Origin of the sequence: Galbitalea sp. SE-J8 (assembly GCF_030345695.1) — a bacterium.
GTDB lineage: Bacteria > Actinomycetota > Actinomycetes > Actinomycetales > Microbacteriaceae > JAUASV01.
In genome coordinates, this window is sequence record NZ_JAUASV010000008.1 from 40,284 (window position 1) to 53,519 (window position 13,236).

Consider the following 13,236-nt stretch of genomic DNA (forward strand, 5'->3'; position numbering starts at 1 on the left):
GCCCGGGCAGGTTTGCCAGACTGTCGCCGTGGAGGACGAGTACCACCCCGAGCTCGCGGAGTACGAGCCGTTCGAGCCGCACCGCCGCTCGCGCCGCCGCAGCTACCTGCTCCGCGTCGTCGTCATCGTCGCGGTGCTCGCCCTCGTGCTGCCCGGCGTGCTCACGACCTACGGCCTCGCCTCGTCGACGGCCGCGCGCGCGTGCGTCGCGTGGGCGCGGCAGATCGTCGACGAGCAGCACCGCACGGATGCCCGCTGGGAGTGGGCGGGACCGGGCGGCATGGGCTGGCAGTGCTACGCCTACACGGCCGAGGGCGAGCGCTTCGTGCGGTCGCTCGGGCCGATCCCGGTCGCGCCGGAGCTGATCGGCGTGGGCGCGGTCGGCGCCTGAGGCTCGCCCCGCGCCGCCGGCGTCGTCAGACCAGCACGCGCTCGCGCGGCATCCGCACGATCGCGGTCGTGCCGGTGACGCCGTCGGACTGCAGCGTGATCGAGCCGCCCGCCTCCTCCGCGGTCGTGCGCACGATCGACAGGCCGAGGCCCGTGCCGCTCGCGCTCGCGTACGGGTCCACCCGGTAGAACCGGTCGAACACGGTCTCGAGCAGGTGCGGCGGGATGCCCGGGCCGGTGTCGGCGACGCGCACCGTCACCCACGCGTCGTCCTCCTCGAGCTCGACGCTCACCCGGTCGCCCCGGCGCGCGTACTTGAGCGCGTTCGAGACGAGGTTGGCGAGGATCACGGCGTACGAGTCGCCTCGCACGGTCGTGGCCTCGACGTCGCCCCCCGCGATCGAGATCCGCACGCCCCGGGTGTCGGCGTCGTGCAGCACGTCCTCGACGGCCTCCGCGGCGAGGTCGGCGACGGGCCGTGCCGTGTCGCTCGCCTCGAGACGGAGCCCGGATGCGAGCAGCTGGCCGACGAGCATCGCCAGACGACGCGCGTTGCGGCCGATGACCTCCACGTAGCCCCGCGCGGGCTCGCGCAGCCGCTCGTCGGCGAGCTCCTCCGCGTAGCCCTGGATGCTCGTGAGCGGAGTGCGCAGCTCGTGGCTCACCGAGGCGATGAACTCCTCGTGCTTGGCGTTGATCGCGCGCAGCCGGTCGGCGCTGCGCCGCTCCAGCGCGACGAGGTCGTGCAGCGCGCGCTCCTCGCGCCGCCGCTCCGTGACGTCGATGAGCTGCACGGTGACCACGCGCGGCCCCGACGGCACGGCGGCCTCCGCGACGTAGGCCTCGAACTCGTGGCCCGACCCGGCGATCGCGACCGGCACCGGCGAGACGCGGGCGCTGCGGTCGAGGATGTCGCCGAGCAGCGCGCGCAGCTCCTCGGTCGGTTCGGCGTCGAACTGCGCCGCCACGAACGGGTCGCGCCCGAAGGCGCGCACGAGCATCGCCCGTGCCGCCTGGTTCGCCTCCAGCAGCCGCACGCTCTCCCCGGTGCGCTCGATGAGCACGAGCCCGACCCGCGCCATCTCGAGTCCCGAGCGCAGCAGCCGCTCGCTCGCGACGGCGCGACGCGCGAGCCGCTCGCGGTCGACCTGCGCGACGGCCAGCAGCAGGAGCACGGCCGCCTGCGTGAGCAGGTAGCCGAGCAGGAGGATGGCGCCCACCTGGGGCGACACGTCGAGCTGGGCGAAGGGGCCCGTGCCCGCCGCCGTCGCGACGACCGTCGCGATCGCCACGACGAGCATCTCCCAGCACAGCCAGAGCAGGCCGAGCCGGAACGCCGCCCAGACGAGCGCCGGCAGCACGACGAACTCGAGCGGCACGGTGACGCTCGGCCAGAGCACGAGCGTGAGCACGGCCGCGAGCACGACCGGCTGGGCGACGCGCTCCCACGGCCGGCCGCGGAGCGGCTCCGGCGGGATGAGCGCGATCGGCGCCACGATGAGCACCGCGGCGATGTGCGACGGCACCACCGTCACGAAGGCGAGCAGCGGCACCGGGGCATCCGTCAGTCCGAGGCCGACGGAGCCGAGCACGCCGATCGGGAGCGCCCCGACGGTGCTCGCGAGCAGCAGCCGCGCGACGTCGCCCACGGAGCGCAGCTCGGGCGACTCGTGCCCCCGCCGGGTGAGCACGGTCGAGACGATGAGCGCCTCGAGGGCGTTCCCGACGCTGAGCAGCACCGCCGACTCGACGACGCGTCCGCCGAGGAGGTTGCCCGCGAGAGTCACGGCGAACACGGCGAGCGCGACCGGCCACACGCGCCGCCGGGCGAGCAGCGCCGCGACGACGGCGAGCCCGGCGGCCGGCCAGAACGAGGCGACACCCGCGCCCGGAAAGCTCAGTCGCACGGCGGTCGAGCTGACGGGCAGCTCGAGCAACACGAGGGCCGCGATGAGCAGCATCCGCGTGCTCGGCGGTCGCGACCGCGCCCAGGCGATGAAGGCGATCGACCCGGTCTCCATGGTGACGCCGCTGGTGCTACGCGGCGCCGTCGAACATCGACGTGACGGAGCCCTCGTCGAAGACCTCGTGGATCGCCCGCGCCAGCAGCGGGGCGATCGGCAGGATGGTCAGCCGGTCCCAGCGCTTCTCCTCCGGCACCGGGAGGGTGTCGGTGACGACGACCGAGTCGATGAAGTCGCTCTGCAGCAGCTCGGTCGCCGGGTCGGAGAACACCGCGTGGGTCGCCGCGACGACGACCCCGAGGGCGCCCTGCTCCTTGAGGGCCTCGGCGGCCTTGACGATCGTGCGGCCGGTGTCGATGAGGTCGTCGACGAGCAGGCACATCCGCCCCTCGACCTCGCCGACGATCTCGTGCACACTCACCTCGTTGTGCACGCGGGGGTCGCGGCGCTTGTGGATGATCGCGAGCGGCGCTCCGAGCTTGTCCGACCAGTTGTCCGCGACCTTGACCCGGCCCATGTCGGGGGAGACGACGGTGAGCGTCGTCGGATCGAGCTTGGCCTGGAAGTGCTCGAGCAGCACGGGCATCGCGAACAGGTGGTCGACGGGACCGTCGAAGAAGCCCTGGATCTGCGCCGCGTGCAGGTCGACGCTCATGATGCGGTTCGCCCCCGCGGTCTTGAACATGTCGGCGACCAGGCGCGCGGAGATCGGCTCGCGGCCGCGGCCCTTCTTGTCCTGCCGGGCGTAGGGGAAGTAGGGAGCGACGACCGTGATGCGCTTGGCGGACGCGCGCTTGAGCGCGTCGATCATGATGAGCTGCTCCATGAGCCACTCGTTCACCGGGCGGGTGTGCGACTGGATGACGAAGACGTCCGCACCGCGCACGCTCTCGCCGTAGCGCGCGTAGATCTCGGTCGACGCGAAGGTGCGGATGTCGGCGGGCGTGAGCTCCGTGCCGAGCTCGGCCGCGACATCCGCCGCGAGCTGGGGATGGGCCCGCCCGCTCACGATCACGAGCTTCTTCTCACCGGTGACCTTGATGGCGGACACGGGCCCCGCTTCCTGCTCGATGGGCTGGCTCAATCGTGGTCCGCGGCGCGTGCCGCCTCCGCGGCGGCGGTGCCCGGGCGGTGCTCCTCGACCCAGCCCATCATATGGCGCTGCGGACCCGCGGAGAGCGCGAGGGCGCCGGGCGGCACGTCCTTGCGGATGAGCGCCCCGGCGCCGATCTTCGCCCCCGCGCCGACGGTCACGGGGGCGACGAACACGTTCTGCGCACCGGTGTGCACGTGGTCGCCGATGACCGTGCGGTGCTTGGCCAGATCGTCGTAGTTGGCCGTGATCGCACCCGCGGCGATGTTGACGTCGGCCCCGATCTCCGCGTCGCCGATGTAGCTCAGGTGGGGCACCTTGCTGCCCGCGCCGATGACGGCGTTCTTCGTCTCGACGAAGGTGCCGACGTGCCCGCCCTCGCCGATGCGCGTGCCGGGACGCAGGTAGGCCCACGGACCGACGGATGCCCCGGCCCCGACGACCGCGAGGTTCGCGTCGACGCGCTTCACCGTCGCGCGCTCGCCCACCTCGGTGTCGACGAGGGTCGTGTCGGGTCCGATCGTCGCGCCGCGCTCGACGCTCGTCGCGCCCCGGAGCTGGCTTCCGGGCAGGATCGTGACGTCCTCGGCGAGGGTCACGGTGCGATCGATCCAGGTCGTGGCCGGGTCCTGCACGGTCACGCCCGCGACCTGCCAGCCCCGCACGATGAGCGCGTTGAGCTGCCGCGCGACCTCGCTCAGCTGGGCGCGGTCGTTGACGCCCGCGACGATCCACGGTGCGGGCACGGGCAGGGCCGCGACCGGGCTGCCGGATGCGCGGAACGCGGCCACGACATCCGTCAGGTACTTCTCGCGCTGCGCGTTGTCGGTGCCGATCCCGGGCAGCAGCTGGCGGAGTCCGGTGGCGTCGAAGACGTAGCTGCCCGAGTTCACCTCGTGGATGGCGCGCTCGGCGTCGGTCGCGTCCTTCTGCTCGACGATGCGGTCGACGGCGCCCGCGGCGTCGCGGACGATGCGCCCGTACCCGGTCGCGTCGTCGAGCACGGCCGAGAGGATCGTCGCGCCCGCGGCATCCGCGCGGTGACGCGCGATGAGGCCGCGCAGGGTGTCGGCGTCGAGCAGCGGCACGTCGGCCGAGATGACGACGACGTCGCCGGCGAAGTCCTCGGGCAGCGCGGCGAGGGCGAGCTCGGCGGCGCGGCCGGTGCCGGGCACGTCGTCCTGGTCGACGATGACGGCATCCGGGTCGAGGGTCGCGACGGCCTCGGCGACCAGGTCGCGCTCGTGCCGCACGACGACCGCGACGACCGCCGGGCCGAGGGCGCGGGCGGTCGCGAGCACGTGCCCGACGAGCGGCAGCCCGGCGAGGTCGTGCAGCACCTTGGGCGTCGCGGATCTCATGCGCGTGCCCTGCCCGGCGGCGAGCACGATGACGGCGAGGCGAGGATCGGGCGTGCCCAGTTCAGTCATGCGGACAGTCTGGCGCAGATGGCCGCGTCCGCTCCCTCGCTCCCTCGGCCAGGAGAGAGACGGCGCCGGCGCGCCTCAGCGGGCGCGGAAGCTCTCGATCGCCATCGAGATGAGGCGCTCGCGCTGGGCGGCGTCCTCGGCCCCGGCGCCGGCGACCGCGGCCATGTAGCGCACCACGTCGCTGATGGTCACATCCGATCGCGCGAGGCCGACGTCCTGCGCGCGGCGGAGCACCGGCTCGCCCGCGCCGTACATCGTCGCGCGGCAGGCCTGGAACGTCTCCGACTCGCGGTTGAGGCCGTCGAGCAGCACGTTCTTCGTGCCGATGTACTCGACGAACCGGTCGAGCCAGTGCACGAGCGCGGTCCACGGGTCCTCACCGGTGATGCGCTCGGCGGCCTGCGCGAGCTGCAGGACCTCCTCGACGTAGACGGCCTCGGCGAGATCCGCGCGGGTCGGGAAGTTGCGGTAGAGCGTGCCGATGCCCACCCCGGCCCGCCGGGCGATGTCCTCGAGCGATGCGCCGCTGCCCTGCTCGGCGAACGCGGCGCGTGCCGCGGCGACGAGCGCGTCGTAGTTGCGCAGGGCATCCGCGCGCTTCGGCTTCCTCGCCGTGATCGCGTCGAGTGCGGTCATCCGTCCATCCCCCGGTGCTTGCGAAGCGGAGGCTGCCTCCGGTAACGTCGTGCTGTCAACCGGAGGCGCCCTCCGATCAGGTCGCCCCCCATCGTACGCTCCCCCATCGAATCGAGCCTGATGACCCCCTCGTCCCGCCGCACCTTCCTCGCGCTCGCGTTCACGGTGCTCACCTTCGCGACGCTCCAGTCGCTCCTCGTCCCCGTGCTCCCGACGATCCAGGCGGACCTGAAGACGGATGCCGCCGGCGTCACCTGGACGGTCACGTCCTGGCTCATCACGGCCGCCGTCGCGACCCCGCTGCTCGGTCGCGTCGGCGACCTCGTCGGCAAGCGCCGGGTGTTCCTGATCAGCGTCGCCGCGGTCGCCGCCGGCAGCATCGTCGCGGCGTTCGCGCCCACCCTGTCGGTCCTCATCGTGGCGCGTGTCGTGCAGGGACTCGGCGGGGCCATGTTCCCGCTCGCGTTCGGTCTGCTGCGCGACGCGCTGCCCGCATCCGCCCTCCCGGCCGGCATCGGCGGCGTCTCGGCGATGACGGCGATCGGCAGCGGGCTCGGCACCGTGCTCGCCGGACCGCTCTCCGCGGCGATCGGCTGGCGCGGGCTGTTCCTCATCCCGATCGTCGGCATGGCGGTCGGCGCCGTGCTCACCGTGCGCTGGGTGCCGGCGACCGGTGAGCGCGCCGAGGGCCGGGTCAACGTGCCCGCGGCCGTGCTGCTGTCGGCGTGGCTCGTGGCGCTGCTGCTGCCGCTCTCCACGGGACCGCAGTGGGGCTGGGGCTCGCCCGTCGTCATCGGGCTGTTCGTCGCGGCCGCCGTGCTCATCGCGGCGTGGGTGATCGTCGAGGTGCGCTCGCGCATGCCGCTCGTCGACCTGCGGATGCTGCGCGACCCGGCCGTGTGGTCGACCGACATCGCCGCGCTCTTCTTCGGCGCCGCGATGTTCGGCGTGTTCGCGTACTTCCCGCGCTTCCTGCAGACCCCGGTCGAGACGGGTTACGGGCTCGGGCTCACGGTCGGCGCATCCGGGCTCGTGATGGTGCCGATGCTCGTGACCATGGCCACGATGGGCTTCGTCGCGGGCCCCGTGTCGCGCGTGCTGCCGCCGCGCGCGCAGCTCGTCGTCGCCGCGCTGCTGATCGCTCTCGCCACAGCGTCGATCGCGCTCGCGCACGGCCTCGTGGCCACGCTCGCGCTCTCGGCCGCTCTCTTCGGCATCGGGCTCGGCATGGGCTTCGCCGCGATGACGACGATCGTGGTGCAGAGCGTGCCGTCGACCCAGACCGGCGTCGCGAGCGGCGTCAACGCGAACCTGCGCACCATCGGCAGCGCGATCGGCACGGCGCTGCTCACCGCGATCGTGACCGGATCGGCGGATGCGGCGGGCGATCCGTCCGAGCTCGGGTACGAGCAGGGCTTCCTCACGCTCGCCGCGCTCGCCCTCGTCGCGGCGATCGTGGTCGCGGCCGCCCGCATCCGTCCGCGCCGCCGTGTCGCGCCGGTGCCGACGGGGCTCGCCGGCTGACCCGCTACTCCCCGTGTGAGGACGTTCTGCGCGCGTGAGGACGGTTTGCGCCGACCTCACACGCGCAGAACGTCCTCACGCGGGAAAAAACGGGCGGTCTGGCAGACTCGATCCCGCGCCCGAGGGCGTGGTCCGTCATGGTGTAACGGCAGCACGACAGCCTTTGGAGCTGTTAGGTCCAGGTTCGAATCCTGGTGACGGAGCCGTGCCGGGTGTCGAGCCACGTGCAGACCAGCGAACACCGCGCGCGAATCGCTCTCTAGGATGAGGGGGGTGACGGGCAGGATGTCCGCGTTCGGTGATCGCCTTCGCACGTTCCGGCGAGGCGCCGGCATGACGATGGAACAGCTCGCCGAGGCGTCCGGGGTCAGCGCCCGTGCGATCAGCGACATGGAGCGGGGGCACAGCCGCGCGCCGCAGTCGCGCACCCTGGCCGCGCTCGTCGAGGGTCTGCGCCTGACCGGCGACGACCGGGCCGAGCTGGTCGCTGCCGCGACGGCGGCCCGATCCTCGGGCGCCGTCGGCCGGCCCCGGCTGGGCGAGCTGCCGCGAGGGGTGAGCTCCTTCGTCGGCCGACGGGCCGAGCTCGCCCTCGCCCGGGCGACCGCGGACCGGATCTCGGGCAGCGCCGACGGGCCGCCCCCGGTGCTCGTGGTGCACGGGCAGGCCGGTCTCGGCAAGACCACGCTCGCAGTCCGGGCGGCCGAGGAGCTGAGGGCGTCGTTCCCCGACGGCCGGTTGTACGTCGATCTGCGCGGCACCGACCCCGAGCCGATGCCGCCCGGCGAGGCCCTGCACCGCCTGCTGCGCGCCCTCGGTCTCAGCGCCGGCAGCATCGCGGATACCGACGACGAGCGCTCGGCTCAGCTCCGGGCCGCGCTGCGAGAGCTGCGCTGCCTGCTCGTTCTCGACAACGCCGGATCCGAGGCACAGGTCCGCCCGTTGCTGCCCGCCGAGGGCGCGAGCCTCGTGGTGGTGACGAGTCGGCGCGTGCTGGGCGGCCTGGAGGGCGTGTCCCGGGTCGCTCTCGCCCCGCTGACCCCGGACGAGTCCGCCGGGCTGCTCGGCTCGCTGGCCGCGCAGGCCGCCGACCCGGCCGCGGCCGGGCAGGTCGAGATGGTCTCGCGGCTGTGCGGACACCTGCCGCTGGCGTTGCGGATCGCGGGAACCCGGCTCGCCAGCCGTCCGCAGTGGACCGTCCGCACCCTCGCCGATCAGCTCGCGGATGCCGACCGGCGGCTCACGGCGCTGACGGCGGGCGACACCGGCGTGGTCGCGGCGTTCGCCCTGTCGCACGCGCAGTTGTCCGACTCGACCGCGCTGCTGTTCCGCCGGCTCGCCCTCGTGCCGAGCGTCGACTTCGCCACGCCGGTGGCGGCGGTGCTGGCCGGAACGGGGCTGCCCGAGGCCGAAGAGCGGCTGGACGAGCTGGTCGAGCTCGGACTGCTGATCCCGGAGGGCGTCGATCGGTATCGGTTCCACGACCTGATCCGCCTGTACGCCCGCGAGCGGTTGCGTGCCGACGAGCCGGCGGATGCTCGCGCGGCCGCCGTCCGGCGGATGACGGATTGGCTGCTCGAGACCGCGATCGTCGCGGGCCGATGGTACGAGTCCGACTACGGCGGGCTGCCCGACGGCTGGGACGGCCTGGTGCCGCTGGCGAGCCTGGAGGAGGCGGGTGCGTGGCTGCGGGCGGAGACCGACGGCTGGCTCGCGGCGCTGCGGATGGCCGCGGCAGAGGGACGGGATCAGCTGGTCTGCGACCTGTCGGCGGCCACGTACTTCTACTCCGACACGTGCCTGGAGTGGCAGGGCTGGTACGAGGTGCGCGGACTGTCCCGTACGGCCGCCGCGGCCCTGCCCGACCGCAGCCAGCAGGCGCACCATCACAGCCTCTACTCGCTCGCGGCGACCTACACGATGCGCCGGTACGAGGAGGGCGCGGAGTCGGCGATGACGGCCCACCGGCTGGCCGACGAGGTCGGCGACCTCCGTGAACAGGCCCGCGCCCTGGGGCACGCCGGCCAGGCCTGGGTGAATCTGCGACGGTTCGAGGACGCCCTGCAGGCGCACCGCACCGGTCGTGAGCTCGCCGAACGGGCCGGTGACCACGAGATCTCCGTGGAGCAGCTCGTCGGCAGCGGGACCGCGCTGCAATACCTGGGGCGCCACGACGAGGCCGTCTTCGACTACGAGCAAGCGCTCGCCGAGCTGGACACGCGTGCCCTGTCGCCGCGTTCCGAGCTCAACATCCGATCGACCGCGCTGCAGTGCCTGGCCGACGTGCACGCGCGCGCCGGACGCTGGGAGGAGTCGCTGCACGCGGCCGAGCTCGCGCTGCCCCTGCAGGCCGAAGTCGGCGACACCGTCGCGACCGGCTGGACGCTCATCGCTCTGGGCAGGGCCCGCGCGGAGCTCGGGCGTCACGACGAGGCCCGCGCCGACCTGATCCGGGGCATCGAGCTGATCGATGCGGCCATCCCGCCGGGCGCCGCCCCCGACCGTCGGGCGGCCGAGGCCCGCGAGCTGCTCGCCGACCTGGCGACCTGACGAACGCGAGTTCTGCGTAACTCCTGCCTGGTCCGGTGCCGATCGCGCCGCTTGCATGGACTCCAGGCAGCCGGCCGCATCGGCCGGCCCCAGACGAGGGGAGACCTCCATGAACTACGCAACGAACCCCGCGGTCGCCGCCATCCACGCGGTCCCGGGCAAGGCCCTGGGCATCTGGGCCTTCGTCCTGGCTTTCGTGTTCCCGGTCGGCGGCCTCGTGTTCGGCATCATCGCCGTGCTGCAGAGCCGACGCGCGAGCGTGCCGAACAACCTCGCGGTCGCGGGGATCGCCATCAGCGCGGCGGCCATCGTCGCGGCGGCGATCACGACCGTCGCGATCGCGGCGGCAGGCGGCTCGTGGCGGAGCAACTCGTGAACGCCCTCCGCACGCTGACCGCGAGGCGCACCTGGCTGACGCCCGTTGTCCTCATCGTCGGCCTGGGCGCGATCCTGCCGGCCGTCTACCTCGCCGGCACGGTCGACCCGCAGGGACATCTGTCCGGGATGCCGGTCGGGCTCGTGGTCGAACAGCAGGCCGGCGCCACGGACCGTGGTGTCGCCGAGGACGTCGCCGCGGCTCTCGAGTCCGCAGCGGGAGGAACGCTCGCCATCACCCGCATGAGTCGCTCCGAGCTCGCCACGGCGATGCACGCGGATCGCGTCGCCGGCGCCGTGGTGATCCCCGAGGACTTCGACTCGTCGATCGCGAGCCTGTTCCCGGGTGCGACGCACAGCGCCGTCCCCGTCCTCTCGATCCTCACCAACGCGGGCGATGGCGGTCTCAGCAACGGCCTGCTGGTCGGCAACCTCACCCCGGTGCTCCGAGGGATCGCCGACGGGCTGGGCGAGCAGCTGCTCCAGACCGCGGCCGACCCCGCGCTCCCCGCCGCGAACGCGACCCTGCTGTCCCAGCCGTTCGACGTCGTGTCCCTCCCGTATGCACCGCTCCCCGACAACGCCGGGATGGGGATGAGCGCGTTCTACTACTCCCTGGTCCTCGTCCTGCTCGGCTTCATCGGCGCCTCTCTCGTCAGCCCGCTCGTCGACTCCGCACTGGGCTTCGTCCCCAGCGAGCTCGGTCCTCTCGTGGCACGCCGGTCGTACGCGGCGCTCTCCCGCCGGGCGACGTTCCTCGGCAAGGCCGCGATCCTCGCGACCGCCGCACCGTTCGCGGCGCTCGCGCTCCAGCTCATCGCGGCACTGCTCGGCGTGACCGTCGGCGCGCCCCTCGTGCTCTGGCTGTACTCCGCGGCCGTCATCGCCGCGATCGGCACCAGCGCCCTGGCCGTGTTCTCGATCTTCGGGCCCGGGATCGGCTCCCTCGTGAACACGCTGTTCTTCGTCGCCCTCGCCATGGTCTCCTCTGGCGGAACGGTGCCCATCGCCGCGACGCCGCCGTTCTTCCGCTGGTTCTCCGACATCTCGCCCTACCGGCACGTCATCGATGGCACCCGATCGCTGTTCTATTTCGACGGGAACCCGGCCGCCGGCCTCGGCGGCGCCTGGATCAGCGTGGGCGTGGGCGGCGCGCTCGGGCTCCTCCTGGGGCTCGTGGTGACGACGCTGTACGGCCGGGTGCGGGCGTTCAGCCGACACCCGCGCGAGTCCGTCGTCACGGGGAGCAGCGCGTGAGCACCCCGCGGCTCGACCGCGACCCCCGTCCCCTGACCGCGGGCACGGCCGCGGCGCGGCGCACCCTCCCGATCCTCCTCGCGCTCGCACTCGGCACCTTCGCCATCGGCAGCGGCGAGTTCGGGAGCAACGGGATCGTCCAGCTGTTCGCGCGGGACTTCGCGGTCTCGGTGCCGGAGGCCACGTGGGCGATCACGACGTACGCGCTGGGCGTCGTGATCGGCTCCCCGATCCTCACGATCCTCGCCGCCCGCCTCAACCGGCGCACGTTGCTGCTCGGGCTCGTGGGCCTCTTCCTGGTCGGCAACCTCGCATCCGCGGCCGCCACCGATCTCGGGATGCTGACAGCGGCGCGGTTCGTGACCGGAACGGTCCAGGGCGCCTACTTCGGCGCCGGGGCCGTCGTTGCCGCGCACGCCTACGGACCGGGGCGCGAGGGCAAGGCCTTCGCGACCGTCATGGCCGGCCTCACGGCCGCCACCATCGTCGGGTCACCGCTCGGCACCTACCTCGGCCAGCGGGTCGGCTGGCAGTCGCTCTACCTCGTGGTGGCCGTCATCGGCCTCGCCGCCGGCGCCGCGATCCTCGCCCGGGTCCCGCGTTCGCCTGCCCTCGACGGCGGGCCGATCGTGCACGAGCTGATCGCGCTGCGGCGACCCATGGTGTGGGCCACGATCGGGGTCGCGGCGCTGGGAATCTCGAGTATCTTCGCCGTCTACACGTTCATCGGCCCCTACATCACCGATGCGGCCCGTGCCGACGAGTCGCTCATCCCGGTCGCGCTGGCCGTCTTCGGAGTCGGGATGGCGACGGGCAACTGGGTCGGCGGACGGTTGGCCGACCGATACCCCTACCGCGGGCTGGTGATCGGCTACGGGGCGGTGCTCGGCATCCTCGCTCTCATCGCCCTCGCGGGCGAGCACCTCCTCGTGCTCCTGCCCGCGCTGTTCGGGGTCGGTGCGACCATGATGATGGCCATTCCCACCATCCAGGTCCTCCTCTCCGGCTACGGACCGCAGGCGCCGACGCTGATGGGGGCGCTCAACCTGGCGTCGCTCAACCTGGCGAACGCGCTGGGCGCCGTCGGCGGCGCGCTGGCGCTGAGCCTGGGTTGGGGGGCGTTGTCCACCGCCTGGGCCGGGCTGGCGCTGACCGCCGCCGGCCTCATCCTCTTCGCCCTGACCGTGGTCAGGCATCCTCCCGTCGCGATCGGGCGGCAGCGTCCGGCGGCCCGCGACCCCGCACCACGAGATCCCGCACCACCGAACCGACAAGGAGAACAGCAATGAGCACGACACGCCCCACCGTGGTTCTCGTCCACGGCGCATTCGTCGACGGATCCGGCTGGCAGCCGGTCCACGACATCCTCATCGGCGACGGTCTCGAGGTCGCGGTCACGCAGCACTCGACCCGGTCGCTCGCCGACGACGTGACCGAGGTCACCCAGGTCATCGAGTCCCGGGGCGGGCCGGTGCTGCTCGTCGGGCACTCCTACGGCGGAGTCGTGATCACCGAGATGGGCACGCACCCGCAGGTCGCCGGGCTCGTCTACGTCGCCGCCTTCGCCCCCGACGCGGGCGAGTCCGTCGCGACCATGATCGCCGATCCCGACCCGGGCGCGCCCGTCCCGCCGATCGTCCCACGCACGGACGGATCGCTCGTCCTCGATCGCGACCGCTTCCACGAGGGCTTCGCGGCCGACCTCCCCGCCGCTGAGGCCCGGTTCCTGGCCGACTCGCAGGCTCCGTGGGGCGGTGCCGCTGTCGGGACCCCCGTCACCGAGCCGGCCTGGCGCTCGAAGCCGAGCTGGTACGTCGTCGCCACCGACGACCGGATGATCCCGCCCGCCGCCCAGCAGGGCATGGCGGCCAGGGCCGGCGCGACCGTCGAGACGGTCGCCGCCAGTCACGCCGTCTACGTCTCCCAGCCCGACGCCGTCGCCGGCCTCATCCGGCGTGCCGCCGAGACCGTCAGCGCCCGGTGATGCGCCGTGGCGCTCCCGCCAGGGAGCAACCGG

The 13,236-nt window shown here is 73.3% G+C and carries 11 protein-coding genes and 1 tRNA gene; 8 read left to right on the forward strand and 4 right to left on the reverse strand.

Annotation, left to right across the window (positions count from 1 at the left end; all coding sequences use genetic code 11):
* Window positions 1-28 precede the first annotated feature (28 nt).
* Window positions 29-391 (forward strand): hypothetical protein, encoded by a 363-nt coding sequence (locus QT381_RS07255; RefSeq protein ID WP_289248176.1) that lies wholly within the window; start codon window positions 29-31, stop codon window positions 389-391.
* 25 nt (window positions 392-416) lie between these two features.
* On the opposite strand, the gene QT381_RS07260 is transcribed toward QT381_RS07255, so the two are convergent.
* The 4 genes from QT381_RS07260 to QT381_RS07275 all read right to left on the reverse strand — a co-directional run bounded on the left by QT381_RS07260 (window position 417) and on the right by QT381_RS07275 (window position 5,513).
* The gene (locus QT381_RS07260) at window positions 417-2,411 is read right to left on the reverse strand and encodes an ATP-binding protein (protein WP_289248177.1); all 1,995 of its coding nucleotides are present in this window, start codon (window positions 2,409-2,411) and stop codon (window positions 417-419) included.
* 16 nt (window positions 2,412-2,427) lie between these two features.
* Window positions 2,428-3,405, reverse strand: a complete 978-nt coding sequence (locus QT381_RS07265) for a ribose-phosphate diphosphokinase (RefSeq protein ID WP_289248179.1) — start codon at window positions 3,403-3,405, stop codon at window positions 2,428-2,430.
* Window positions 3,406-3,434: 29 nt separating this feature from the next.
* Window positions 3,435-4,877: a bifunctional UDP-N-acetylglucosamine diphosphorylase/glucosamine-1-phosphate N-acetyltransferase GlmU gene (gene glmU, locus QT381_RS07270; RefSeq protein ID WP_289248180.1), complete on the reverse strand. Its 1,443-nt coding sequence runs from the start codon at window positions 4,875-4,877 to the stop codon at window positions 3,435-3,437.
* Between the two features lie 75 nt (window positions 4,878-4,952).
* The gene (locus QT381_RS07275) at window positions 4,953-5,513 is read right to left on the reverse strand and encodes a TetR/AcrR family transcriptional regulator (protein ID WP_289248181.1); all 561 of its coding nucleotides are present in this window, start codon (window positions 5,511-5,513) and stop codon (window positions 4,953-4,955) included.
* Window positions 5,514-5,633: 120 nt separating this feature from the next.
* Between QT381_RS07275 and QT381_RS07280 the strand changes: the two genes are divergently transcribed.
* The 7 genes from QT381_RS07280 to QT381_RS07310 all read left to right on the forward strand — a co-directional run bounded on the left by QT381_RS07280 (window position 5,634) and on the right by QT381_RS07310 (window position 13,203).
* Window positions 5,634-7,037 (forward strand): MFS transporter, encoded by a 1,404-nt coding sequence (locus QT381_RS07280; protein WP_289248182.1) that lies wholly within the window; start codon window positions 5,634-5,636, stop codon window positions 7,035-7,037.
* 131 nt (window positions 7,038-7,168) lie between these two features.
* Window positions 7,169-7,240, forward strand: a tRNA-Gln gene (locus QT381_RS07285).
* 82 nt (window positions 7,241-7,322) lie between these two features.
* Window positions 7,323-9,587 carry an ATP-binding protein gene (locus QT381_RS07290; protein WP_289248265.1) on the forward strand — a complete coding sequence of 755 codons (2,265 nt, stop codon included), beginning with the start codon at window positions 7,323-7,325 and terminating at the stop codon, window positions 9,585-9,587.
* A 109-nt stretch (window positions 9,588-9,696) separates the two neighbouring features.
* Window positions 9,697-9,963, forward strand: a complete 267-nt coding sequence (locus QT381_RS07295) for a hypothetical protein (RefSeq protein ID WP_289248183.1) — start codon at window positions 9,697-9,699, stop codon at window positions 9,961-9,963.
* Entirely contained in the window at window positions 9,960-11,219 is a 1,260-nt protein-coding gene (locus tag QT381_RS07300; protein ID WP_289248184.1) for a YhgE/Pip domain-containing protein, read from the forward strand. The genes QT381_RS07295 and QT381_RS07300 overlap by 4 nt, the downstream gene beginning before the upstream one ends.
* A complete protein-coding gene (locus tag QT381_RS07305) occupies window positions 11,216-12,508 on the forward strand; it encodes an MFS transporter (protein ID WP_289248185.1) in 1,293 nt (430 codons plus the stop codon). Before QT381_RS07300 ends, QT381_RS07305 begins: the two co-directional genes overlap by 4 nt.
* Complete coding sequence (locus QT381_RS07310; RefSeq protein WP_289248186.1) at window positions 12,505-13,203, forward strand: alpha/beta fold hydrolase; 699 nt, start codon at window positions 12,505-12,507, stop codon at window positions 13,201-13,203. Before QT381_RS07305 ends, QT381_RS07310 begins: the two co-directional genes overlap by 4 nt.
* The last annotated feature ends 33 nt before the right edge of the window (window positions 13,204-13,236 follow it).